We start from the raw sequence: 22547 nt of genomic DNA, 5'->3' as shown, positions 1-22547 counted from the left end.
CATCGGTAGTGGACATGGAAACGCAGAATATACGGATTCGCCTTAAGGCGTTCGATCACCGCGTGCTCGACCAGGCAACTGGCGACATCGCTGATACGGCTCGCCGCACCGGCGCTCTCATTCGCGGTCCTATTCCGCTGCCGACGCGCATCGAGAAGTTCACCGTGAACCGCGGCCCGCACATCGACAAGAAGTCGCGCGAGCAGTTCGAGGTGAGGACTTACAAGCGGCTGCTCGACATCGTGCAGCCCACGCCGCAGACCGTCGACGCGCTGATGAAGCTCGACCTGGCCGCCGGCGTCAACGTCGAAATCAAATTGGCCTGAGCCAATTGAACCTTTGCTCCCGCTTCGGCGGGGGCGGCTGAGGGGCCCCGGTCCTTCGGAGATAAAGGGATACCGCACGGTTCGCCGTGGACTGCGTCCCCCGTCTTCCCTCTCGCGAGGGAAACCAGCCCGGACGGGGCGACGCATGAATTTCAGGGCTGACACGCCCCCCGGAAATGGTTCCGTGGGGCCTCTGTTTTAAGGAGTCTTGATCATGCGCACTGGCGTGATCGCCAAGAAGATGGGGATGACCCGCCTGTTCCAGGGCGACGGTCGTCATGTTCCCGTCACTGTCCTGTCCCTTGAGGGGTGTCAGGTCGTCGCGCGCCGTGAGGCCGATCGCGATGGCTATGTCGCCGTCCAGCTCGGTGCCGGCACAGCGAAGGCGAAGAATGTTTCGAAGCCCGTCCGCGGGCATTTCGGCAAGAACGAAGTCGAGCTGAAGGCGCGCGTCGCCGAGTTCCGCGTCGCTGACGATGCGCTGCTCGATGTCGGCGCGACCATCTCCGCCGACCATTTCGTGACCGGCCAGCTCGTCGACATCGCCGGCCAGACGCAGGGCAAGGGCTTCGCCGGCGCCATGAAGCGCTGGGGCTTCGGCGGTATGCGCGCCACCCACGGCGTCTCGATCTCGCACCGTGCGCACGGTTCGACGGGTAACCGCCAGGATCCGGGCCGCGTCTTCAAGAACAAGAAGATGGCCGGCCACATGGGCGCCCGTCAGCGTACCCAGCAGAATCTGGAAGTCGTCGGCACCGACGTCGAGCGCGGCCTGATCTTCGTGAAGGGCTCGGTGCCCGGATCGAAGGGCGCATGGCTCCTCGTCAAGGATGCCGTCAAGGTCGCCCGCCACGCGGAAGCGCCGTATCCGGCGAGCCTCAAGCAGGCCGCCAATTCCAACATCGACGCCGCCCCCGCGGATACCCCGGCTGAAGCCGAGGCTCCGGTCGAGGCCGTCGAAGGCCAGGAGGGCTAAGCCGTGAAGGTCAAGGTTCAGACCCTCGACGCCAAGGGCAAGGGCGATATCGAGCTCAACGATGCCGTGTTCGGCCTCGAGCCGCGCGCCGACATCATGCATCGCGTCATCACCTGGCAGCTCGAAAAGGCCCGCGGCACCGCCCGTGGCGCCCGTGAGCGCTCGGACGTCGCGCGCACCGGCAAGAAGTTCGGCCGCCAGAAGGGCGGCGGCACCGCCCGTCACGGCGATCGCCGCGCTCCCGTCTTCATCGGCGGCGGCAAGGCTCACGGTCCCCGTGTTCGCGACTTCAATCCGTCGCTGAACAAGAAGATCCGTGCGCTGGGCCTCAAGATGGCGCTGTCGTCCAAGGCGAAGGCCGGGCAGCTCATCGTGATGGAAAGCCTGGAAGTGAAGGACGGCAAGACCAAGGCGCTGGCCGCCGATCTGGCGAAGCTGGGCTTCGGCAAGTCGGCGCTGGTGATCGACGGCGAAAGCGTCGAGCGCAGCTTCGCGCTGGCTTCGGCCAACCTGCACGCGATCAACGTGCTCCCGGCGATCGGCGCGAACGTCTATGACATTCTTAAGGCCGACACGCTGGTGCTGACCCGTGCCGCTGTCGAAAAGCTGGAGGCGCGCTTCAATGGCTAAGAACAAGAACGCCGTCGACAACCGTCACTATGACGTGATCGTCGCGCCGCACATCACCGAGAAGTCGACCCTGCTGAGCGAGCACAACGCGCTTGTGTTCAAGGTGGCGCCCAACGCGACCAAGACGCAGATCAAGGCTGCGATCGAGGCGATCTACGACAAGAAGGTCGCGAGCGTGAACACGCTGGTCGCCAAGGGCAAGACCAAGCGCTGGAAGGGCAAGCCCTACACGCGCTCGGACGTGAAGAAGGCGATCGTGACGCTTGCCGCAGGCGAGTCGTCGATCGACGTGACCGAAGAGGTTAAGGCGTAATGGCACTCAAGCATTACAACCCGACGAGCCCGGCCCGACGCGGCCTGATTCTCGTCGACCGCTCCGCGCTGTACAAGGGCAAGCCCGTCAAGGCGCTGACCGAGGGCAAGCGCAAGACGGGTGGCCGCAACAACAAGGGTCACGTCACGTCGCGCGGCATCGCCGGCGGCCACAAGCAGCGCTATCGCATCATCGATTTCAAGCGCCGCCTGTGGGACGTCGAGGGCACGGTGGAGCGGATCGAATATGATCCCAACCGCACCGCCTTCATCGCGCTGGTCAACTACGGCGCCGACGAAGCCGGCAAGGATCGCGTTGCCTACATCATCGCGCCGCAGCGCCTGGGCGTTGGCGACAAGGTGATCGCGGGCAAGAAGACCGACGTGAAGCCGGGCAACGCCATGGAGCTGGGCCAGATGCCGGTCGGCACCATCGTCCACAATGTGGAGATGAAGCCGGGCAAGGGCGGCCAGATCGCCCGTTCGGCCGGCACCTATGTGCAGGTCGTCGGTCGTGACCGCGGCCTCGTCATCGTCCGCCTGAACTCGGGCGAGCAGCGCTACATCCGTGGCGAGTGCATGGGCACGGTGGGCGCGGTGTCGAACCCCGACAACGCCAACCAGAACTTCGCCAAGGCCGGCCGCAACCGCTGGCTGGGCAGCCGCCCGCTGACCCGCGGCGTCGCCAAGAACCCGGTCGACCACCCGCACGGCGGTGGTGAAGGCCGGACCTCGGGCGGCCGTCATCCGGTCACGCCCTGGGGCAAGCCGACCAAGGGTGCGCGCACCCGTCACAACAAGGCGACGGACAAGATGATCATCCGTTCTCGCCACGCCAAGAAGAAGAGGTAAGCCATGGCCCGTTCCGTCTGGAAAGGTCCGTTCGTCGACCTGCATCTGCTGAAGAAAGCCGAAACCGCCCAGGACTCGGGTGGCCGCGCGCCGATCAAGACCTGGTCGCGTCGCTCCACCATCCTGCCGCAGTTCGTTGGGCTGACCTTCAGCGTCTACAATGGCCGCAAGTTCGTTCCCGTCTCGGTGAACGAGGACATGGTCGGCATGAAGCTCGGTGAATTCGCGCCCACGCGCTACTTCCCCGGCCACGCCGCCGACAAGAAGGGCAAGCGCTGATGAGCAAGGAAAAAGCCCCCCGTCGCGTTGGCGACAAGGAAGCGCTTGCCGTCGGCACGCAGATCCGCGGTTCGGCGCAGAAGCTGAACCTGGTCGCGGCGCTGATCCGCAACAAGAAGGCCGGCGACGCGCTGAACATCCTCTCCTTCTCGAAGAAGGGGATGGCGGTCGACGTCCGCAAGGTGCTCGCCAGCGCGATCGCCAACGCGGAGAACAACCACAATCTCGACGTCGACGCGCTGGTCGTGTCCGAGGCGAGCGTGGGCAAGAGCATCTCGATGAAGCGTTTCGCCGCCCGCGCCCGCGGTCGTTCGTCGCGCATCGTGAAGCCCTTCAGCCGCGTGCGCATCGTGGTCCGTGAGCAGGAAGAAGCATAATGGGTCAGAAGAGCAATCCGATCGGGCTCCGCCTCCAGATCAACCGGACCTGGGACAGCCGCTGGTTCGCCGAAGGCGCCGATTATGGCCGTCTGCTGCTGGAGGATCTGAAGATCCGCCAGTATGTGATGAAGGAACTGCCGCAGGCCGCGATCTCGAAGGTCGTGATCGAGCGTCCCGCCAAGCTGTGCCGCGTGTCGATCTATGCCGCCCGTCCGGGCGTCATCATCGGCAAGAAGGGCGCCGACATCGAGAAGCTTCGCAAGAAGCTGGGTTCGATGACGTCGTCGGACGTCAGCCTGAACATCGTCGAGATCCGCAAGCCGGAAATCGACTCGCGCCTGGTCGCGCAGTCGGTCGCCGATCAGCTTGAGCGTCGCGTCGCGTTCCGCCGGGCGATGAAGCGCGCCGTGCAGTCGGCCCTCCGCCTTGGCGCGGAAGGCATCCGGATCACCTGCGGCGGCCGTCTCGGCGGCGCCGAGATCGCGCGCACCGAATGGTATCGCGAGGGCCGGGTTCCGCTGCACACGCTGCGCGCGAACGTCGACTATGCGGAAGCCGAAGCCCACACCGCCTATGGCGTGTGCGGCATCAAGGTGTGGATCTTCAAGGGCGAGATCCTCGGCCACGATCCCATGTCGCAGGATCGGCTCATGCTGGAGGCACAGACCTCCGGCGTGCGTCCGGCACGCTGAACGAATTGAGGTAGGCTCCAATGCTGCAACCCAAGAAGACCAAGTTCCGCAAGGCGTTCAAGGGCCGCATCCACGGCGACGCCAAGGGCGGTACGGCGCTGAACTTCGGTTCGTTCGGCCTGAAGGCTCTCGAGCCCGACCGGATCACCGCGCGCCAGATCGAGGCGGCCCGCCGCGCGATCACGCGTCACATCAAGCGCCAGGGGCGTTTGTGGATCCGCGTGTTCCCCGACGTGCCGGTTTCGAAGAAGCCCGCCGAAGTCCGCCAGGGCAAGGGCAAGGGTTCGAACGAATATTGGGCGGCGCGCGTCAAGCCCGGCCGCATCCTGTTCGAGCTGGACGGCGTTCCCGGCCCGCTGGCCCGCGTCGCTTTCGAGCGTGCGATGGAAAAGCTGCCGATCAAGACCAAGGTGGTCGCCCGCCTTGGCGAATCGATGCACTGAGGAATTTGAGAGATGGCCAAGCAATCCAAAGCCGCTCCGAAGGACGACCTGACGGTGAAGACCGATGACGAGCTGTCGACGCAGCTCGGCGAACTGAAGCGCGAGCAGTTCAACCTGCGCTTCCAGGCCGCCACCAACCAGCTCGAGAAGCCGAGCCGTGTGCGCGAGGTGCGTCGCACGATCGCGCGGATCAAGACCCTCCAGACGCAGCGTTCCGCTGCGGCTGGCAAGTAAGGAGTCTCAGCGATGCCGAAGCGCGTGCTGACCGGGACGATCGTCTCGGACAAGACCGACAAGACCGTCGTGGTCAAGGTGGAGCGCCGGGTTAAGCACCCGCTCTACGGAAAGATCATCAAGCGGTCGAAGAAGTATCATGCCCATGACGAGGGCAATGAGTTCAAGGAAGGCGAGACCGTGCGCATCGAGGAGACCGCGCCGATCTCGAAGCTCAAGACGTGGAAGGTGCTCGACCGGGTGAATGCCCAGGCGACGCCGGCAGCGGCCGAGGGCTGATCACAGTTTCGGAACTACCGGGGCATCCCGGCAAGCCAAGTGAGAAGGAAGCGGATCAATGATCCAGATGCAGTCAAATCTTGACGTCGCGGACAACAGCGGCGCCAAGCGAGTCCAGTGCATCAAGGTGCTCGGCGGCTCGAAGCGCCGTACCGCTGGCGTGGGCGACGTGATCGTCGTCTCCGTCAAGGAAGCGGCGCCGCGCGGCAAGGTTAAGAAGGGTGACGTCCATCGCGCCGTCATCGTGCGTACGGCGAAGGACATCCATCGTCCCGACGGTTCGGTGATCCGTTTCGACGGCAACGCCGCGGTTCTGGTCAACAAGAACGAGGAGCCGATCGGCACCCGTATCTTCGGCCCGGTGGTTCGTGAGCTGCGCGCGAAGAACTTCATGAAGATCATCTCGCTCGCGCCGGAGGTGCTGTAACATGGCTGCCGCCAAGATCCGCAAGGGTGACAAGGTCGTCGTCCTGTCCGGCAAGGACAAGGGCCGCACCGGCGAAGTCACCAAGAGCATTCCCAAGGAAGGCAAGGTGATCGTGTCCGGCGTGAACGTCGCGACCCGCCACCGCAAGCCCACCCAGGCGAACCCGCAGGGCGGGCTCGAGCGCTCGGAAGCGCCCCTTCACGTCTCCAAGGTCGCGATCGCCGACCCCAAGACGGGCAAGGCGACGCGCGTCCGCTTCGAAACCAAGGACGGCAAGAAGGTCCGCGTGGCCGTGAAGTCCGGGGAGGTCATCAATGGCTGACAAATATCAGGCCCGACTTCGCAAGCTGTATGACGAGACCATCGTCAAGGCGATGACGGAGAAGTTCGGCTACGCGAACCCGATGCAGGTGCCCAAGCTCGAGAAGATCGTGCTGAACATGGGCGTCGGCGAGGCGACGCAGGACAAGAAGAAGGTCGACACGGCGGCTGCCGAGCTCGAACTGATCGCGGGCCAGAAGCCCGTCATCACCAAGGCGAAGAAGTCGATCGCGCAGTTCAAGCTGCGTGAAGGCATGCCGATCGGCGTGAAGGTGACTCTGCGCCGCGAGCGCATGTACGAGTTCCTCGATCGCCTGGTGACGATCGCGCTGCCGCGCGTTCGCGACTTTCGCGGTCTGAACCCGAAGAGCTTCGACGGCCGTGGCAATTATGCCATGGGCCTGAAGGAGCAGATCGTGTTCCCCGAGATCAACTATGACCGCATCGAGAAGGTGCGCGGCATGGACGTGATCGTGACCACCACGGCGAAGACCGACGAGGAAGCGCGCGAGCTGCTTCGCCTGTTCGGTTTCCCGTTCCCGATTGAAGAGCAGAAGCAGGCGGCCTGAAGGCCGGACCTGCCTGACAGAAGGAAGAGAACTTAAGTCATGGCGAAACTGAGTTCGATCAACAAGAATGAGCGTCGCAAGAAGCTGGTGAAGAAGTATGCCGGCCGTTATGCGAAGCTGAAGGCTGTGGCCGCGGACACGTCGCTCGACGAGACCGAGCGCCTGATCGCGCGTCTGAAGATGGCTGAGATCCCCCGCAACGGCAATCCGACCCGGATTCGCAACCGCTGCGAGCTCACCGGCCGTCCGCGCGCCTATTACCGTAAGTTCCGTCTCTGCCGCGTGCAGCTTCGCGATCTGGCCAACAAGGGCCTGATCCCGGGCGTCACGAAGTCGAGCTGGTAAGGATCAGAAGATGGCATTGACCGATCCCCTGGGTGATTTGCTCACCCGCATCCGCAACGGCCAGCGGGCCCGCAAGGACAGCGTGGTTTCCCCCGCGTCCAAGCTGCGTGCGCGCGTCCTCGACGTGCTTCAGCGCGAGGGCTATATCCGCGGCTATAAGGAAGAAGACCTTGCCGGCCACGACGGCCTGCGCATCGAGCTGAAATATTTCGAGGGCCAGCCCGCGATCCAGCACGTCGCGCGCGTCTCGAAGCCCGGTCGCCGCGTCTATTCGGGTTCGAAGGACCTGCCGCGCGTGCGCAACGGCCTCGGCATCACGATCGTTTCGACGCCGAAGGGCGTTCTCTCGGACGCGGAAGCGCGCGAGCAGAATGTCGGCGGCGAAGTGCTGGCGGAGGTGTTCTGATGAGCCGCATCGGTAAAGTACCGGTTCCCGTGCCCGCAGGCGTGAGCGCCAGCATCGAGGGCGGCGTTCTTTCGGTCAAGGGACCGAAGGGCACGCTGAGCCTGTCGATGGCTGACGACATCAGCTACGGCATCGAGGATGGCCGCATCGTCGTGAAGCCCGCGAACGAAAGCCGTCGCGCGCGTTCCTTCTGGGGCATGCACCGCACGCTCGTCCAGAACCTGGTGACCGGCGTGACCGACGGTTTCTCCAAGGTGCTGGAAATCACCGGCGTCGGCTATCGTGCCAATGCGCAGGGCCGCAAGCTCAAGCTGCAGCTCGGCTACAGCCACGATGTCGACATCGACGTGCCGGAAGGCATCGAGGTGAAGACGCCCGATCAGACCACGGTCGAGATCAGCGGCATCGACAAGCAGAAGGTCGGCCAGCTCGCCGCCGAGATCCGTCGCTGGCGCAAGCCGGAGCCCTACAAGGGCAAGGGCATCAAATATCGCGGCGAGTTTATCTTCCGCAAAGAAGGCAAGAAGAAGTAAGCCATGGCGAAACTCTCTCTCTTCGATCGCCGCCGTCGGCGCGTCCGCACCGCCCTCAAGGCGCGTTCCGGTCTCCGTCCCCGGCTCTCGGTCCATCGCTCGGGCCGTCACATCTACGCTCAGGTCATCGACGATGCCCAGGGCCGTACCGTGGCGTCCGCTTCGACCCTCGACAAGGATGTCCGCGGCAAGACCGGCGCGACGGCCGAAGCGGCTGCCGATGTCGGCAAGCGCGTGGCCGAGGCCGCCAAGAAGGCCGGCGTCACCCAGGTGGTGTTCGACCGTGGCGGCTTCCTGTTTCACGGACGCGTCAAGGCGCTGGCGGAAGCCGCGCGTGAAGGCGGATTGGAGTTCTGATTATGGCTGACGAAACCGAAAACCAGGGCGTCGAAGCCACTCCCGCGACCGAAGGCGCCGCCCCCACCGAGGGCCGCGGCCCGCGCGGTCCGCGTGGCGGCCGTGGCGGCAATCGCGGCGGCAACGATCGCGGTGGCCGTGGTGGCCGGCGCGACGATCGTCGCGGTGGCCAGAACCAGGACGAAGGCGGCGAAGAGCTGATCGAGAAGCTGGTTCACATCAACCGCGTCTCGAAGACGGTGAAGGGCGGTAAGCGCTTCGGCTTCGCGGCACTCGTCGTCGTCGGCGACGGCAAGGGTCGCGCGGGCTTCGGCCACGGCAAGGCCCGCGAAGTGCCCGAGGCGATCTCGAAGGCGACCGCGGCCGCCAAGAAGGCGATGATCCGCGTGCCGCTGCGCGAGGGTCGCACGCTGCACCATGACGGCAACGGCCATTTCGGCGCCGGCAAGGTGACGCTGCGTTCGGCGCCTGCCGGTACCGGCATCATCGCGGGTGGCCCGATGCGCGCCATCTTCGAGAGCCTCGGCGTTGCCGATGTGGTGACCAAGTCGGTCGGCACGTCCAACCCGTACAACATGATCCGCGCGACCTTCGCGGCGCTCGGCGAGCAGACCTCGCCCAAGAGCGTGGCGCAGCGTCGCGGCAAGAAGATCGCCGACCTGCTCGGCCGTGGCGGCTCGCAGACCGCCCAGGCCGACGCCGAAGCGATCGTGGAGTAAGCGACATGGCGAAGATCAAGATCAAGCAGATCGGTTCGCCGATCCGCCGCCCCTCCAGCCAGCGTGCGATCCTGACCGGCCTCGGCCTGGGCAAGATGCACCGTGAGGTGGAGCTTGAGGATACCCCCGAAGTGCGCGGCATGATCAAGAAGCTGCCGCACATGGTCGAGGTGATCGGCTGAAATCTCTCTGGCTCCTTCCTTTCGGGGGAGGGGCCGGATTTTTCAGGGGACTTCCGGGGTTCTTGTCGATATCCCCGCCCCTGGCCTCGCTCCTGAACGGGAGCGGGGATTGGCGCGACAAAAGCGAAAGCGAGTGCAACACATGAAACTGAACGACATCCGCGACAATGAAGGCGCCCGCAAGGGCCGCATGCGCGTGGGCCGGGGCATCGGCTCCGGCAAGGGCAAGACCGCCGGTCGCGGCCAGAAGGGTGCCAAGGCACGCTCGGGCGTCTCGATCAACGGCTTCGAGGGCGGCCAGATGCCGCTCCACATGCGTATTCCGAAGCGCGGCTTCAACAACATCTTCGCCAAGGACCATGCCGAGGTGAACCTGGGCGCGATCCAGAAGCTGGTCGACGCGGGCAAGCTGGCCAAGGACGGCGTGATCGATCACGCCGCGCTGAAGGCGGCCGGCGTCGCGCGTGGCGGCAAGGACGGCGTGCGCATCCTGGGCAAGGGCGAATTCTCCGCCAAGCTCTCCTTCAAGGTGGCCGGCGTCTCGAAGGGCGCCAAGGACGCCATCGAGAAGGCGGGCGGCTCGGTCGAGGTGATCGAGGTGGTTCCGGCCGCCGAGAAGGCCGCGGCCAAGAAGGGCAAGACGCTCGCCGCGAAGAAGGCAAAGGCGGCGGGCTGAATCAGCCCCTCGCGTGATCAGGCTTAGACAAAGCCGGATCGACCACTATATGGGGCGGCGGAGTGCGGATACGCGTTCCGCCGCTCATATTTTCTGGGTCTAAGGACGATCATGGCATCCGCAGCCGACAACCTGGCATCCAACCTCAACCTGTCGAAGTTCACGCAGGCCACGGAGCTCAAGAAGCGCCTGTGGTTCACGCTGGGCGCGCTCATCATCTTCCGATTGATGAGCCACGTCCCGCTGCCGGGCATCGACCCGCGCGCGCTCGCGACGCTTTATGCGACGACTCAGGGCGGCGTGCTCGATTTCTTCAACACCTTCTCGGGCGGTTCGCTTGAGCGCATGAGCGTGATCGCGCTGGGCGTGATGCCGTACATCACCGCCTCGATCGTGATCCAGCTCGCGACCGCGCTGTCGCCGACGCTGAGCGCGATCAAGAAGGAAGGCGAAAGCGGCCGCAAGCGGCTGAACCAGTATACCCGCTACGGCACGGTCGGCCTGACCGCGATCCAGGGCTATTTCATCGCCGTCGGCCTTGAAAACTGGGGCGCGGCGCAGGGCATGGCCGCGGTCGTCGAACCTGGCATTGCGTTCCGCGTCGCCGCGGTGATCTCGCTGGTCGGCGGTACGATGTTCCTGATGTGGCTGGGTGAGCAGATCACCAGCCGGGGCGTCGGCAACGGCGTGTCGCTCATCATCATGGCCGGCATCGTCTCGCAATTGCCGCGCGCGCTGGTGAACCTGTTCGAAGGCGGCCGCACCGGATCGATGCAGCCGCTGGTGATCCTGCTCATCATCGGCCTGGCGCTGGGCCTGATCGCCTTCATCTGCTTCATGGAACGCGCGCAGCGCCGGGTGCTGATCCAGTATCCCAAGCGACAGACGCAACGCGGACTGATGCAGGCGGAAAAGAGCCACCTGCCGCTGAAGATCAACACCGCGGGCGTGATCCCGCCGATCTTCGCCTCGTCGCTGCTGCTGATGCCGCTGACGCTCGTCCAGTTCGCCGGCCAGCGCGCCGCGGGCGAGAGCGCCTGGGGCGACTTCATGATCTCGGTCACGACGTCGCTGCAGCATGGTTCGCCGCTCTACATGTCGCTCTATGCGGCGGGCATCATCTTCTTCTGCTTCTTCTACACCGCGGTCGTCTTCAATCCCGAGGAGACGGCGGACAATCTGAAGCGTTATGGCGGCTTCATCCCCGGCATCCGTCCGGGCAAGAATACCGCCGACTATCTGGATTTCGTGCTCACGCGCATCACCGTGATCGGCGCCGCCTATCTGACGGTGATCTGCCTGGTGCCCGAATATCTGATCGCGACGGCGGGCATCCCCTTCTATCTGGGGGGCACCAGCCTGTTGATCGTGGTCAATGTGACGATGGATACCGTCACGCAGATCCAGAGCCACTTGCTGGCACACCAATATGGCGACCTGATCAAGAAGGCGAAGCTGAAGGGCGGTCGGCCGCGCTGACCGGTCCAGGGCGATTTGCGGTTCGATCGCATCGAACGACTCGAAAATCGCGACAAAACGAATATCCAGATCAGGCAGCGTGATTCCGATTGTCGCGCTGCCTGATCGGGAACGATACGCGGAGAGACTGCGCACATGAATATCATCCTGTTGGGACCCCCGGGGGCGGGGAAGGGGACACAGGCGAGCCGGCTCGTCGAGGAGCGGGGCATGGTCCAGCTCTCGACCGGCGACATCCTTCGCGCCGCGGTGAAGGAGGGGACCGAGGTCGGCAAGATGGCCGACGAGATCATGAAGGCGGGCAAGTTCTTCCCCGACGAACTCATGGCGCAGATCCTGGGCGAGCATATGGACAAGCTCGATCCCGAAACCGGCATCATCTTCGACGGCTATCCGCGCACCGCGCGCCAGGCCGAACTGCTCGACGAGCTGATGGCGGCGCGTGGCCGCACCCTCGATCATGTGATCGAGCTGGCGGTGGACGAGGACGCGCTGGTGGAACGCATCACCGGCCGCTTCACCTGCGCCAAGTGCGGCGAGGGCTATCACGACCGCTTCAAGCAGCCCAAGGTCGAGGCAGTCTGCGACGTCTGCGGCAGCACCGAATTCAAGCGCCGGCCCGATGACAATGCGGAAACCGTCCGCACGCGGATGGCCGAATATCGCGCCAAGACCGCGCCGATCCTGCCGATCTACGAGGAGCGCGGACTGGTGAGCCGCGTGGACGGCATGGCCGACATCGCCGAGGTGACCGAGTCGATCGAGAAGATTCTCGGCCCGGCCTGAGTCCGTTACCGTTTTCTCGTCATTGCGAGTGTAGCGGGCCGAAGGCGGCCATAGGCCGACCAATCCAGGGCGCGCCTGACATTGGATTGCTTCGCCGCCGCGCGCCTCGTGATGACGACGGCGCGTCGGCGCGGACGGATCAGCCGATCAGCGCGGCGAAGAAGGCCGGTTTCATCGCGATCACCAGGGCGATCATGCCGCCAAGGGCCAGGCCGATCAGCGTGCCGGCGGCGACGCCGCGCATCATCAGCCTCTGTTCTCCGTTCGTCATGCCGTTCTCCACAGGCTGCGTCATGCTCGCGGCCAGGGTGGATAGTGCCACGCGCGCGGACTTTCTTACAGGGTGAAGCCATATATTTGCGCGGCTGTTCGAAAATCGCGCCGCTGCTCCCTGTCGCCGCGCCGGTCTTGCGGAAAACCGGTTCCCACTTTTCCGCGCGATGCTCTAATATCGGGCGACGGGGCTGGATATGGAGGGGGCATGCGCGGAATCTGTGTGATCGCGGGGCTGGCGGCGTTCGCGGCCGCGCCGGCGGCGGCGGAGGTCAAGTCGGCGAGCGAGACCGGCTTCGATCTTGTCTTCAGCGAAACCGTGAGCAAGCCGCCCGAGCAGGTGTGGGCCGCGCTCAAGGCGCCCGCCAAATGGTGGAACAAGGACCACACCTATAGCGGCGACGCCGCCAATCTGTGGATGGACGCGCAGGCCGGCGGCTGCTTCTGCGAGAAGCTGGCGGGCGAGGGCGGCAGCCGGGGCAGCATCGAACATGCGCGCATCCTCTATGCGCAGCCGGGCAAGGTGCTGCGGCTGCAGGGCGCGTTCGGCCCGCTCCAGGCGCATCCGGTGATCGGCATCATGACCTTCGTGCTCAAGCCCGCCGAGGGCGGCGGCACGACGATCGCGGTCAGCTATGTGCTGGGCGGCCATGTCGCGGGCGACGGCGGCACCGCCGGCATGGCGCCGCTGGTGGACAAGGTGCTGGGCGAGCAGGTCGCGGGCCTGAAGGCGTTCGTCGACGCCGAACCCGCGCAATAGGATCGGGAATATAGGATTCGGGGGACGGGAGGTCTAACCTCCCGTCACGGACGGTCGCCGACTCGAGCGCGCCGCCATGGGGTTGCCGGTGCTGCGTTTGGAACGAACCGCAGGGGGCGAAGCAAATGGCGATAACCGATCATGTCGATCTGCCCACCTTCATGGAGGGGGTGAGGAAGCGCAATCCCGGACAGCCCGAATTCTGTCAGGCGGTGCAGGAGGTGTCCGAGGACATATTCGACTTCATCGAGGACAAGGAGGAATATCACTCGCAGCAGATCCTGCGCCGCATCGCGGAGCCGGACCGGATCATCTCGTTCCGTGTCTGCTGGGAGGACGATGCCGGCAATATCCGCGTCCAGCGCGGCTGGCGCGTGCAGAACAACAACGCGATCGGGCCATATAAGGGCGGCATCCGCTTCCACCCCTCGGTCACCGAAAGCGTGCTCAAGTTCCTCGCCTTCGAACAGACCTTCAAGAACGCGCTGACCGGCCTGCCGATGGGCGGCGGCAAGGGTGGCGCGAACTTCAATCCCAAGGGCAAGAGCGACCGCGAGGTGATGCGCTTCTGCCAGAGCTTCATGACCGAACTATACCGCCATGTCGGCGCCGATGTGGACGTGCCGGCGGGCGATATCGGCGTGGGCGCGCGCGAGATCGGCTATATGTTCGGCCAGTACAAGCGCATCACCAACCAGTTCACCGGCGTGCTCACCGGCAAGGGGCTGGAATATGGCGGATCGCTGATCCGGCCGGAGGCGACGGGCTATGGCGCCACCTATTTCCTCCAGAACATGCTGGCGACGAAGGGCCGCGACCTGGGCGGGCTGACCGCGGTGATCTCCGGATCGGGCAATGTCGCGACGCACGCGGCGGAGAAGGTGACGCAGCTTGGCGGCAAGGTGCTGACCCTGTCCGATTCGGCGGGCTTCATCCATGATCCCGACGGCATCGATCTGGAGAAGATCGACTGGGTGAAGCACCACAAGACGCATACGCGCGGCCGCATCTCCGATTATGTCGCGCAATATCCGCGCGCCAGCTTCACCGAGGGCAAGACGCCCTGGGGCGTGCCGTGCGACGTCGCGCTGCCCTGCGCCACGCAGAACGAATTGCTGGGGGAGGATGCGCGGACGCTGGTGGCCAATGGCTGCTTCGCCGTATCGGAGGGCGCGAACATGCCCACCGACCTGGCGGGCGTGCATGTGTTCAAGGATGCGCGCATCCTGTTCGCGCCGGGCAAGGCGGCCAATGCCGGCGGCGTCGCGGTCTCCGGGCTGGAGATGAGCCAGAATTCGGAGCGCCGCTCGTGGAAGGAGGCGGAACTGCAACAGCTCCTGCTCGACATCATGGCGGGCATCCATGCGAGCTGCCTGCGCTATGGCCGGGTGGGCGACGATTATATCGACTATGTGAAGGGCGCGAACATCGCGGGCTTCAAGAAGGTGGCGGACGCGATGCTCGCCTATGGGGTGGTGTAGCGGGCGCGGCGCGGCCGGATCGTCGCTGGATCGGATCCCTCCTGCCGTTCGGGCTGAGCCTGTCGAAGCCCTTGTCCTTTCTGGGCATGGTGTCGAAGAAGGACAGGGGCTTCGACAGGCTCAGCCCGAACGGTGTTCAAGCCAGCCCGGCCTTCAACGCGGACCGATCCGCCGCCCGCCCCCATGCATGACAATTTCTTCATCCGCCCGTCACCGGGGCGAGCGGCGCGCGCTGCTAGATCGGATGTCGAACCGGGCGACGGTCGCCCGGCCGATGGAGAACACAGGATGCGCAAGACCCTCATCGCCTCGCTCGTCATGGCCGGCCTCGTCGCCGCGCCGACGATCGCCGCCGCCAAGACGACGACGGCCAAGCCCGCCGCCCACAAGGTGGTGAAGCAGGAGAAGAAGGCGAAGAAGGCGACCGCCGCGAAGACCAGCTGAACCCCTGATACTCCTCAGATGATCCTCCCGGCGGGCCCGGCGGAGTTTCCTCTTCTCCGCCGGGCCAACCGCGTCCGCGCGCGCCGGGCGCCGGGCATGACTGGACGGGCGCCATGAGCCGCAAGATCCTGATCATGGAAGACGATGCGGCCACCGCCGACTATGTCGCGCGCGGGCTGGGCGAGGCGGGCTATGTCACCGATCGCACGGGCGACGGCCGCGAAGGCTTTTTCCTCGCCAGCGAAGGCAGCTACGATCTGCTCGTCGTCGACCGGATGATGCCCGGCATGGACGGGCTCTCCGTCATCCGCGCGCTGCGCGCCGCCGATATCGGCACCCCCTCCATCATCCTGTCGGCGCTCGGATCGGTCGAGGACCGGATCGACGGGCTGCGCGGCGGATCCGACGATTATGTCACCAAACCCTTTTCGCTGGCCGAACTGATGGTGCGCGCGGAAGCGTTGCTGCGCCGCGCCGACCGCAACGCCGCCGCCGCCAGCGAGGCCCGGCTGGTGATCGGCGATCTGGAGATCGACCTGCTTTCCCGCGCGGTGCGGCGCGGCGGGCGACCGATCGCGCTGGTGCCGCGCGAATTCAGCCTGCTGGTGTTCCTCGCCCGTCATGCCGGCCATGTCGTCACCCGCACGATGATGCTCGAGAAACTGTGGGGCTATCATTTCGATCCGGGCACCAATGTGATCGACGTCCATATCGGCCGGCTGCGGCGCAAGATCGACGAGGGCAGCGATCATTCGCTGCTCCACACCGTGCGCGGTGCCGGCTACCGCCTGTCGCCGGAACCCTGAACCGATGCGGATCTCCACCACCGCCCGGCTCGCCGCGCTCGCCGCGCTGCTGGTCTTCGCGTCCAACCTGGCGGTGATCGGCTATGTCCGCACCCAGACACATGACGACACGGTCGCGCAGCTCGAAAGCGAGGTCGCCGAACAGGCGGACGCGCTGCAGGCGGTCTATCGATCGGGCGGGGAAGGGGCGCTCGCCCGCGCCGTCTCCGCGCTTGCCGCCTCGGGCGACGAGGATCTGGTGGTGGCGCTCGCCGGGCCGGACGGGCGCGTCCGCCAGGGCAATCTGAAGGGGCCGCTGGCGATCGGCAGGGCTGCCTCCTTCCGCATCGCGCCCCCCGCGCGCGACGCGGCGCCGTCGGGCTATGTGGTGCGCGCGGTGGGTGCGGACTGGCTGCTGAGCGGCCGCCGCGCCGACGAGAGCCTGCTCCTCCAGCGCGCGCTTGAACGCGCATTGCTGGTCTCCGGCGCGCTGTCGCTGCTGATGGGGGCGCTGGGCGGCGTCATCATCGCCTATTTCGTCGGGCGGCGGCTGCGCGTGATCGCGGGCGTGGTCGACGCTGTCGCGACCGGCGACCTGTCGCATCGCGCGGGCATCGTCTCGGGCGGGGACGCGTTCGACGCGCTCGCCGGCCGCGTCAACATGATGCTCGACCGGATCGAGGGGCTGATGCGCGAGCTCCAGCTTCTCACCAACAGCCTGGCGCACGACCTGCGTTCGCCCCTGTCGCGGCTGCGCGTGAAGGTGGAGCGCGCGGTCGCGCTCGACGATGGACCGCAGCGCGACGCCGCGCTGAACGGGCTGATCCAGGAAACCGACATCATCATGCGGATGCTCTCCACCTTGCTGGAGATCGGCCGGCTGGAGACGATGCACGGCCGATCCCAGTTCGACTGGATCGAGCCCAGCGCGCTGGTGAGCAACCTGTGCGACATGTACGAGCCGGTGATGGAGGATGCGCGCGTCGCCTTCTCCGCCGTGGTCGAGGGGCCGATCCTGCCGATGCGCGCGCATGGCGAGCTGCTGTCGCAGGCGCTGGCCAATCTGGTCGACAACGCGATGCGCCACGGCTGCCGGGGCGATGGCGGCGACGCGATCGCGATCCGCCTCTCCGCGCATGGCAATGAACTGGTGCTGGCGGTGGAGGATCGCGGATCGGGCATCGCGCCGGACGAGGAGGGGGAGGCGCGCCGCCGCTTCGGCCGACTCGACGCGGCCCGGTCACGGCCCGGCGCAGGATTGGGCCTCGCCCTTGTCGAAGCGGTCAGCAGGATGCATGGGGGGCGCCTGGAGCTGGCGGACAACGCGCCGGGGCTGGCGGCGCGAATGATTCTGCCCACCGGCCTTGCCGCGCTCGGCTGAAATCGCGGCTTCGGGTACGAAACGATCGCGGATGCGGGGGCATCCGCCGGGCCGCGCGCCCGTGGAATCGGGCGCCGCTTGACTCTCTCGGGGTGGACGCCTAAATCCAACACATTCCGAAACACCGGTTCCCGGCGGCGCTCTTGTGCGCTCGCCGATTTCTTGCGTTTCGGGATGTCACGCGATGAGATGGGCGGCCGTGCCAAAGCCGCTCGTGGAGCAGGAGAAAGAAGAATGGCTCGTATTGCGGGTGTCAACATCCCGACCAACAAGCGCGTGCTGATCGCGCTTCAGTATATTCACGGTATCGGCCCGGCAAAGGCCAAGGCGATCACGGAAAAGCTGGGCATCGCGTCCGAGCGCCGCGTTCAGGACCTGTCGGACCAGGAAGTGCTTCAGATCCGTGAGACGATCGACGCCGATCATACGGTGGAAGGCGATCTTCGTCGCGAGACCGCGATGAACATCAAGCGCCTGATGGACCTGGCCTGCTATCGCGGCCTGCGTCACCGTAAGGGTCTGCCCGTTCGCGGCCAGCGCACGCACACCAATGCGCGCACCCGCAAGGGCAAGGCGAAGCCGATCGCCGGCAAGAAGAAATAAGCCTTCCAGGTCAGGATAACAGCAAATGGCACGTGAACCGCAGCGCATTCGCCGTCGCGAGCGCAAGAACATCACTTCCGGCGTCGCCCATGTGAACGCCAGCTTCAACAACACGATGATCACCATCACCGATGCGCAGGGGAACGCGATCTCCTGGTCGTCCGCCGGCATGATGGGCTTCAAGGGCAGCCGCAAGTCGACGCCCTATGCCGCCCAGGTCGCCGCCGAGGACGCGGGCAAGAAGGCCGCCGAACATGGCGTCCGCACGCTCGAGGTCGAGGTGAAGGGTCCGGGTTCGGGCCGTGAGTCGGCGCTTCGCGCGCTGCAGGCGGTCGGGTTCAACATCACGTCGATCCGTGACGTGACGCCGATCCCGCACAACGGCGTGCGCCCCTCCAAGCGTCGTCGCGTCTGATCCCAGAACGCCGTGCGGCCGCGCGGCGTTCTCGCAATTTATCCCGGCGGGCCGCTCGCGCCCGCCCAAAGCCAAGGGGAAGCCCGTGTCTGTCAATGCAAAGAACTGGCAGGAAATGAAGAAGCCCAATGGCCTCGAGAAGAAAGCAGGCGGAGACAGCAAGCGCAAGGCGACCTTCGTCGCCGAGCCGCTGGAGCGCGGCTTCGGCCTGACGCTCGGCAACGCGCTGCGCCGCGTGCTGCTCTCGTCGCTCCAGGGCGCCGCGGTGACTTCGATCCGCATCGAGAACGTGCTCCACGAATTCTCCAGCCTCGCCGGCGTGCGTGAGGACGTGACGGACATCGTGCTGAACGTGAAGCAGGTCGCGCTCAAGATGGAAGGCGAAGGCCCGAAGCGGCTCCAGCTTTCCGCGACCGGCCCGGCGGAAGTGACCGCCGGCATGATCTCGGTCTCGGGCGATATCGAGGTGATGAACCCCGATCTGGTGATCTGCCACCTCGACGAGGGCGCGACGCTCAACATGGAGCTGACCGCCGATGTCGGCAAGGGCTATGTGCCCGCCGCCGCCAACCGTCCGGCTGACGCCCCGATCGGCCTGATCCCGATCGACGCGCTGTATTCGCCCGTCCGCCAGGTGGCGTACAAGGTGGAGAACACCCGCGTCGGCCAGGAACTGGACTTCGACAAGCTCACGCTGAACATCGACACCGACGGCACCGTGACGCCCGAGGACGCCGTGGCCTATGCCGCGCGCATCCTGCAGGACCAGCTTCAGCTCTTCGTCCATTTCGACGATCAGATGATCCAGTCCTCGGCGCCGATCGGCATGGCCGCGCCCTCCGCTTCGGAAGGCGAGAGCGACACCAACCAGATCAACCGCTACCTGCTCAAGAAGGTGGACGAGCTGGAACTGTCGGTCCGTTCGGCGAACTGCCTCAAGAACGACAACATCATCTATATCGGCGATCTGGTTCAGAAGACCGAGGCGGAGATGCTGCGCACGCCGAATTTCGGCCGCAAGTCGCTCAACGAGATCAAGGAAGTGCTTTCCAGCATGGGCCTGCGCCTGGGCATGGAAATCCCCGGCTGGCCGCCCGAGAATATCGAGGAAATGGCCAAGAAGCTGGAACAGGAGATCATGGGCTGACGCCCATCGGGTCGAAGCCCGGCTTCGACCCGGATTTCCGGCTTCGCATTCCGGCAAAGGCCGGAATGACGAGACGATTTCAAGGGTTTTCGGCGGTGGCCCGTTTCACACCGCCTGGTCCGGGGTACCAGCGACTCCCCATCGAAGTGCCACTTTGATGGGTTCGTTATACGGCCCCCGAACGAACTGAAGGAAGATTACCATGCGTCATCGCGTCGGCGGCCGTAAGCTGCAGCGTACCTCGTCCCATCGCGCGGCCCTGTTCCGCAACATGGCGGCGGCGCTCATCAAGCATGAGCAGATCCTGACCACCACCGCCAAGGCGAAGGAGCTTCGCCCCTATGTGGAGAAGCTGATCACGCTGGCGAAGAAGGGCGGCCTGTCGAACCGTCGCCTGGCGCATGCCCGGCTGCTCGACGACACCCAGCTCAAGAAGCTCTTCGAGGTGCTGGCCGATCGCTACAAGGATCGCAACGGCGGCTATACCCGCATCATCAAGGCCGGCTTCCGCGCCTCGGACGCGGCGGCGGTCGCCTATATCGAGCTCGTCGATCGCGACGTCAGCGCCAAGGGCCAGGATTCCGGCCCGGTGCTGAACGACGACGACTATGCCGACGCGGCCTGAGCCGGTCTGGCAATAGCCCGAATGTGAAGGGGCCTCGCGGAAACGCGGGGCCCTTTTTCGTTGCGGACCGGCGGAATCGTTAACGTCGAATGGTGGATTCCGGACCCTGAATTGCTCTACGCTCCCGGACGGATGTTCTGGAGACGACACTTGATGCGCGCCGCGCCTTTCTTCCTTCTGCCTCTTCTGATGTTCGGCATGCCCGTGTCCGCCGCCGATACCGGCGGCTATGGCTATCCCGAGACCGCGACGGTGCCGGTGGTGGAAACGCAGTTCGGCGTGCCGGTGGCCGATCCCTATCGCTGGCTGGAAAACGACGTGCGCACCGATCCCAGGGTGCGGCAATGGGTGGAGCGCGAGAACGCGGCGACCAACGCCTATCTGAAGACGCTGCCGGGGCGCGACGTGCTGAAGGCGCGGATGCGCGCGCTCACCGATTTCGAGCGGCTGGGCGTGCCGCGCAAGGCGGGCAACCGCTATTTCTACATGCGCAATGACGGGCTTCAGAACCAGTCGGTGCTGTGGGTGCGGTAGGGGCTGGCCGGCCCTGCGCGCGTGCTGATCGATCCCAATGGCTGGGCGAAGGACGGCGCCACCGCGCTCGGCGAATGGACCGCGTCGGACGATGGCGCCATGCTCGCCTATGCGATCCAGGATGGCGGCACGGACTGGCGGACGGTGAAGCTGCTCGACGTCGCGAACGGCAGGACGCTCGACGACGAGGTCAAATGGGTGAAATTCTCGCCGCTTTCCTGGGCGGCGGACGGCAGCGGCTTCTATTATTCGCGCTTCGCGGCACCCGAGGACGGAAAGACCTATCAATCGACCAACCTCAACCAGAAGGTCTATTTCCACCGCATCGGCACGCCGCAGGCGGAGGACCGGCTGATCTACGCGACGCCGGATCGCCCGCGCCTGGGCCATCGCGCGCAGGTGACCGATGACGGGCGCTGGTTGCTGATCACATCGTCCGAAGGCACCGATTCCCGCTACGAGCTGCACGTGCTCGATCTGACCAGGCCCAATGCGAAGCCGGCCGCGCTGGTAAAGGGGCTCGAATATAACTGGGCGATGATCGGCAATGTCGGCCCCAGCTTCTATTTCGTGACCAACCAGGGCGCGCCGCGCCAGCGCATCGTGACGCTCGACGCGGCCAGCCCCAGGCGCAAGCCCGTGGCCATCGTGCCCGAACGGCCCGAAACGCTGGTGGGCGCATCGATCGTCGGCGCGAAGATCGTGCTCTCCTATCTGGGTGACGCGAAATCGGATGCGGAGATGGTCCATCTCGACGGCCGCCCGGCGGGCGACGTGCGGCTGCCGGGCATCGGCACCGCGGCGGGCTTTGGAGGGAAGGTGGGCGATCCCGAGACCTTCTACAGCTTCTCCAGCTACACCACGCCGCCGACCATCTATCGCTTCGATACCGCGACGGGCATCGCGGAGGTGTTCGCGCGTCCGAAGACCGCGTTCGATCCCGACCGGTTCGAGACGGTCCAGCATTTCTACAGCTCGAAGGACGGGACGCGGATCCCGGTGTTCGTGATCCGGCGCAAGGGCGCGATGCCGGCGGGCGGCGCGCCGACGGTGCTCTACGGCTATGGCGGCTTCAATGCCTCGCAGACCCCCGGCTTTTCCGCCACGCGGCTCGCCTGGATCGAGCAGGGCGGGGTGTTCGCGATCGCCAATCTTCGCGGCGGCGGCGAATATGGCAAGGCATGGCACGATGCCGGCCGCCTCCAGAACAAGCAGAATGTCTTCGACGATTTCATCGCCGCCGGCGAATATCTGATCGCCCAGGGCATCACCGCGCCCGGCAAGCTCGCGGCGGAGGGGCGTTCGAACGGCGGGCTGCTGGTAGGCGCGGTCGTCAACCAGCGGCCGGACCTGTTCGCGGCGGCGCTGCCCGCCGTCGGCGTGATGGACATGCTGCGCTTCGATCGCTTCACCGCCGGCCGCTATTGGGTGGATGACTATGGCGATCCCGGAAAGGAGGAGGATTTCCGAACCCTCTATGCCTATTCGCCCTATCACAATATCCGCGGCGGCGTGGATTACCCCGCGATCCTGGTGACCACCGCCGATACCGACGATCGCGTCGTCCCCGGCCACAGCTTCAAATATGCGGCGAAGCTGCAAGCCTCCAACATCGGGGCGAAACCGCACCTGATCCGCATCGAGACGCGCGCGGGCCATGGATCGGGCAAGCCCACCGACAAGCTGATCGAGGAAAGCGCGGACATGTACGCCTTCGTCGCCAGATGGACGGGGCTGACGATCGGGACGCCCGATGGGGATTAAGCATCGTGCGGAAAAGCGGGAACCGGTTCTCCGCAAAACGATGCGACCACGAATATCTAATACCAGGTCGCGTTGATCGCGACTCAAACCACCCGCCCCGCCTCCCCACCCGACCACCAATGTTACCAACAG

33 protein-coding genes and 1 pseudogene are annotated in these 22547 nt (G+C 65.5%); 33 read left to right on the top strand and 1 reads right to left on the bottom strand.

Features of this window, described 5'->3' with window-relative positions; translation table 11 throughout:
• Positions 1–14 precede the first annotated feature (14 nt).
• The 23 genes from rpsJ (at position 15) to ACODTA_RS28845 (ending at position 12203) form a co-directional block, all read left to right on the top strand.
• Positions 15–326, top strand: coding sequence for a 30S ribosomal protein S10 (gene rpsJ / locus ACODTA_RS28955; RefSeq protein WP_222989363.1), 312 nt, complete (start codon positions 15–17; stop codon positions 324–326).
• A 214-nt stretch (positions 327–540) separates the two neighbouring features.
• Positions 541–1302, top strand: a complete 762-nt coding sequence (gene rplC / locus ACODTA_RS28950; protein ID WP_489070919.1) for a 50S ribosomal protein L3 — start codon at positions 541–543, stop codon at positions 1300–1302.
• Positions 1303–1305: 3 nt separating this feature from the next.
• Positions 1306–1932 carry a 50S ribosomal protein L4 gene (rplD, locus tag ACODTA_RS28945; RefSeq protein WP_489070917.1) on the top strand — a complete coding sequence of 209 codons (627 nt, stop codon included), beginning with the start codon at positions 1306–1308 and terminating at the stop codon, positions 1930–1932.
• Positions 1925–2245, top strand: coding sequence for a 50S ribosomal protein L23 (locus ACODTA_RS28940; protein ID WP_222989366.1), 321 nt, complete (start codon positions 1925–1927; stop codon positions 2243–2245). Before rplD ends, ACODTA_RS28940 begins: the two co-directional genes overlap by 8 nt.
• A complete protein-coding gene (gene rplB, locus ACODTA_RS28935; RefSeq protein WP_489070915.1) occupies positions 2245–3096 on the top strand; it encodes a 50S ribosomal protein L2 in 852 nt (283 codons plus the stop codon). The genes ACODTA_RS28940 and rplB overlap by 1 nt, the downstream gene beginning before the upstream one ends.
• A 3-nt stretch (positions 3097–3099) precedes the next feature.
• Positions 3100–3375, top strand: a complete 276-nt coding sequence (rpsS, locus tag ACODTA_RS28930) for a 30S ribosomal protein S19 (protein ID WP_489070913.1) — start codon at positions 3100–3102, stop codon at positions 3373–3375.
• Positions 3375–3752 carry a 50S ribosomal protein L22 gene (rplV, locus tag ACODTA_RS28925; RefSeq protein WP_222989369.1) on the top strand — a complete coding sequence of 126 codons (378 nt, stop codon included), beginning with the start codon at positions 3375–3377 and terminating at the stop codon, positions 3750–3752. The genes rpsS and rplV overlap by 1 nt, the downstream gene beginning before the upstream one ends.
• Positions 3752–4447 (top strand): 30S ribosomal protein S3, encoded by a 696-nt coding sequence (gene rpsC / locus ACODTA_RS28920; protein ID WP_222989370.1) that lies wholly within the window; start codon positions 3752–3754, stop codon positions 4445–4447. Before rplV ends, rpsC begins: the two co-directional genes overlap by 1 nt.
• 20 nt (positions 4448–4467) lie before the next feature.
• Positions 4468–4890 (top strand): 50S ribosomal protein L16, encoded by a 423-nt coding sequence (rplP, locus tag ACODTA_RS28915; protein ID WP_222989371.1) that lies wholly within the window; start codon positions 4468–4470, stop codon positions 4888–4890.
• A gap of 12 nt (positions 4891–4902) precedes the next feature.
• Positions 4903–5124 carry a 50S ribosomal protein L29 gene (gene rpmC, locus ACODTA_RS28910; protein WP_222989372.1) on the top strand — a complete coding sequence of 74 codons (222 nt, stop codon included), beginning with the start codon at positions 4903–4905 and terminating at the stop codon, positions 5122–5124.
• Positions 5125–5136: 12 nt separating this feature from the next.
• On the top strand, positions 5137–5403 hold the full coding sequence (gene rpsQ, locus ACODTA_RS28905; protein ID WP_222989373.1) for a 30S ribosomal protein S17: 267 nt from the start codon (positions 5137–5139) through the stop codon (positions 5401–5403).
• 58 nt (positions 5404–5461) lie between these two features.
• The gene (gene rplN / locus ACODTA_RS28900; RefSeq protein WP_119765380.1) at positions 5462–5830 is read left to right on the top strand and encodes a 50S ribosomal protein L14; all 369 of its coding nucleotides are present in this window, start codon (positions 5462–5464) and stop codon (positions 5828–5830) included.
• A gap of 1 nt (position 5831) precedes the next feature.
• Positions 5832–6152: a 50S ribosomal protein L24 gene (gene rplX / locus ACODTA_RS28895; protein WP_222989374.1), complete on the top strand. Its 321-nt coding sequence runs from the start codon at positions 5832–5834 to the stop codon at positions 6150–6152.
• Positions 6145–6720 (top strand): 50S ribosomal protein L5, encoded by a 576-nt coding sequence (gene rplE, locus ACODTA_RS28890; protein WP_222989375.1) that lies wholly within the window; start codon positions 6145–6147, stop codon positions 6718–6720. The genes rplX and rplE overlap by 8 nt, the downstream gene beginning before the upstream one ends.
• Before the next feature lie 39 nt (positions 6721–6759).
• Positions 6760–7065, top strand: coding sequence for a 30S ribosomal protein S14 (rpsN, locus tag ACODTA_RS28885; protein WP_489070908.1), 306 nt, complete (start codon positions 6760–6762; stop codon positions 7063–7065).
• 10 nt (positions 7066–7075) lie between these two features.
• Entirely contained in the window at positions 7076–7471 is a 396-nt protein-coding gene (gene rpsH / locus ACODTA_RS28880; protein ID WP_222989377.1) for a 30S ribosomal protein S8, read from the top strand.
• Positions 7471–8004, top strand: coding sequence for a 50S ribosomal protein L6 (rplF, locus tag ACODTA_RS28875; protein ID WP_489070906.1), 534 nt, complete (start codon positions 7471–7473; stop codon positions 8002–8004). Before rpsH ends, rplF begins: the two co-directional genes overlap by 1 nt.
• Positions 8005–8007: 3 nt before the next feature.
• On the top strand, positions 8008–8361 hold the full coding sequence (gene rplR, locus ACODTA_RS28870) for a 50S ribosomal protein L18 (protein ID WP_489070904.1): 354 nt from the start codon (positions 8008–8010) through the stop codon (positions 8359–8361).
• Positions 8362–8363: 2 nt separating this feature from the next.
• Positions 8364–9080, top strand: a complete 717-nt coding sequence (rpsE, locus tag ACODTA_RS28865; protein WP_246623380.1) for a 30S ribosomal protein S5 — start codon at positions 8364–8366, stop codon at positions 9078–9080.
• A gap of 5 nt (positions 9081–9085) precedes the next feature.
• Complete coding sequence (gene rpmD, locus ACODTA_RS28860) at positions 9086–9262, top strand: 50S ribosomal protein L30 (protein WP_222989380.1); 177 nt, start codon at positions 9086–9088, stop codon at positions 9260–9262.
• A 142-nt stretch (positions 9263–9404) separates the two neighbouring features.
• Entirely contained in the window at positions 9405–9938 is a 534-nt protein-coding gene (gene rplO, locus ACODTA_RS28855) for a 50S ribosomal protein L15 (protein ID WP_222989381.1), read from the top strand.
• Positions 9939–10049: 111 nt separating this feature from the next.
• Positions 10050–11417, top strand: a complete 1368-nt coding sequence (secY, locus tag ACODTA_RS28850) for a preprotein translocase subunit SecY (RefSeq protein ID WP_489070901.1) — start codon at positions 10050–10052, stop codon at positions 11415–11417.
• Between the two features lie 135 nt (positions 11418–11552).
• Positions 11553–12203: an adenylate kinase gene (locus ACODTA_RS28845; protein ID WP_489070899.1), complete on the top strand. Its 651-nt coding sequence runs from the start codon at positions 11553–11555 to the stop codon at positions 12201–12203.
• Positions 12204–12342: 139 nt separating this feature from the next.
• On the opposite strand, the gene ACODTA_RS28840 is transcribed toward ACODTA_RS28845, so the two are convergent.
• Entirely contained in the window at positions 12343–12474 is a 132-nt protein-coding gene (locus ACODTA_RS28840) for a hypothetical protein (protein ID WP_489070897.1), read from the bottom strand.
• Positions 12475–12684: 210 nt separating this feature from the next.
• Between ACODTA_RS28840 and ACODTA_RS28835 the strand changes: the two genes are divergently transcribed.
• The 10 genes and pseudogenes from ACODTA_RS28835 (at position 12685) to ACODTA_RS28790 (ending at position 22415) form a co-directional block, all read left to right on the top strand.
• Positions 12685–13236, top strand: a complete 552-nt coding sequence (locus tag ACODTA_RS28835) for an SRPBCC family protein (RefSeq protein ID WP_489070895.1) — start codon at positions 12685–12687, stop codon at positions 13234–13236.
• Between the two features lie 125 nt (positions 13237–13361).
• Entirely contained in the window at positions 13362–14717 is a 1356-nt protein-coding gene (gene gdhA / locus ACODTA_RS28830) for an NADP-specific glutamate dehydrogenase (protein WP_489070893.1), read from the top strand.
• Between the two features lie 288 nt (positions 14718–15005).
• Positions 15006–15161, top strand: a complete 156-nt coding sequence (locus ACODTA_RS28825) for a hypothetical protein (protein WP_489070891.1) — start codon at positions 15006–15008, stop codon at positions 15159–15161.
• A 113-nt stretch (positions 15162–15274) separates the two neighbouring features.
• Complete coding sequence (locus tag ACODTA_RS28820; protein WP_489070889.1) at positions 15275–15967, top strand: response regulator transcription factor; 693 nt, start codon at positions 15275–15277, stop codon at positions 15965–15967.
• A gap of 4 nt (positions 15968–15971) precedes the next feature.
• Positions 15972–17327 carry a sensor histidine kinase gene (locus ACODTA_RS28815; protein WP_489070887.1) on the top strand — a complete coding sequence of 452 codons (1356 nt, stop codon included), beginning with the start codon at positions 15972–15974 and terminating at the stop codon, positions 17325–17327.
• 234 nt (positions 17328–17561) lie between these two features.
• Positions 17562–17930, top strand: coding sequence for a 30S ribosomal protein S13 (rpsM, locus tag ACODTA_RS28810; RefSeq protein WP_489070885.1), 369 nt, complete (start codon positions 17562–17564; stop codon positions 17928–17930).
• Positions 17931–17955: 25 nt separating this feature from the next.
• Positions 17956–18345: a 30S ribosomal protein S11 gene (gene rpsK / locus ACODTA_RS28805; RefSeq protein ID WP_489070883.1), complete on the top strand. Its 390-nt coding sequence runs from the start codon at positions 17956–17958 to the stop codon at positions 18343–18345.
• An 85-nt stretch (positions 18346–18430) separates the two neighbouring features.
• Positions 18431–19492, top strand: a complete 1062-nt coding sequence (locus ACODTA_RS28800) for a DNA-directed RNA polymerase subunit alpha (RefSeq protein ID WP_489070881.1) — start codon at positions 18431–18433, stop codon at positions 19490–19492.
• Positions 19493–19694: 202 nt separating this feature from the next.
• Positions 19695–20117, top strand: coding sequence for a 50S ribosomal protein L17 (rplQ, locus tag ACODTA_RS28795; RefSeq protein WP_489070879.1), 423 nt, complete (start codon positions 19695–19697; stop codon positions 20115–20117).
• A 153-nt stretch (positions 20118–20270) separates the two neighbouring features.
• A pseudogene (locus ACODTA_RS28790) lies at positions 20271–22415 on the top strand (prolyl oligopeptidase family serine peptidase).
• Positions 22416–22547: the final 132 nt, after the last annotated feature.

Source organism: Sphingomonas sp. FG14 (genome assembly GCF_057809675.1).
This window is presented reverse-complemented; position numbering and strand designations above follow the sequence as displayed.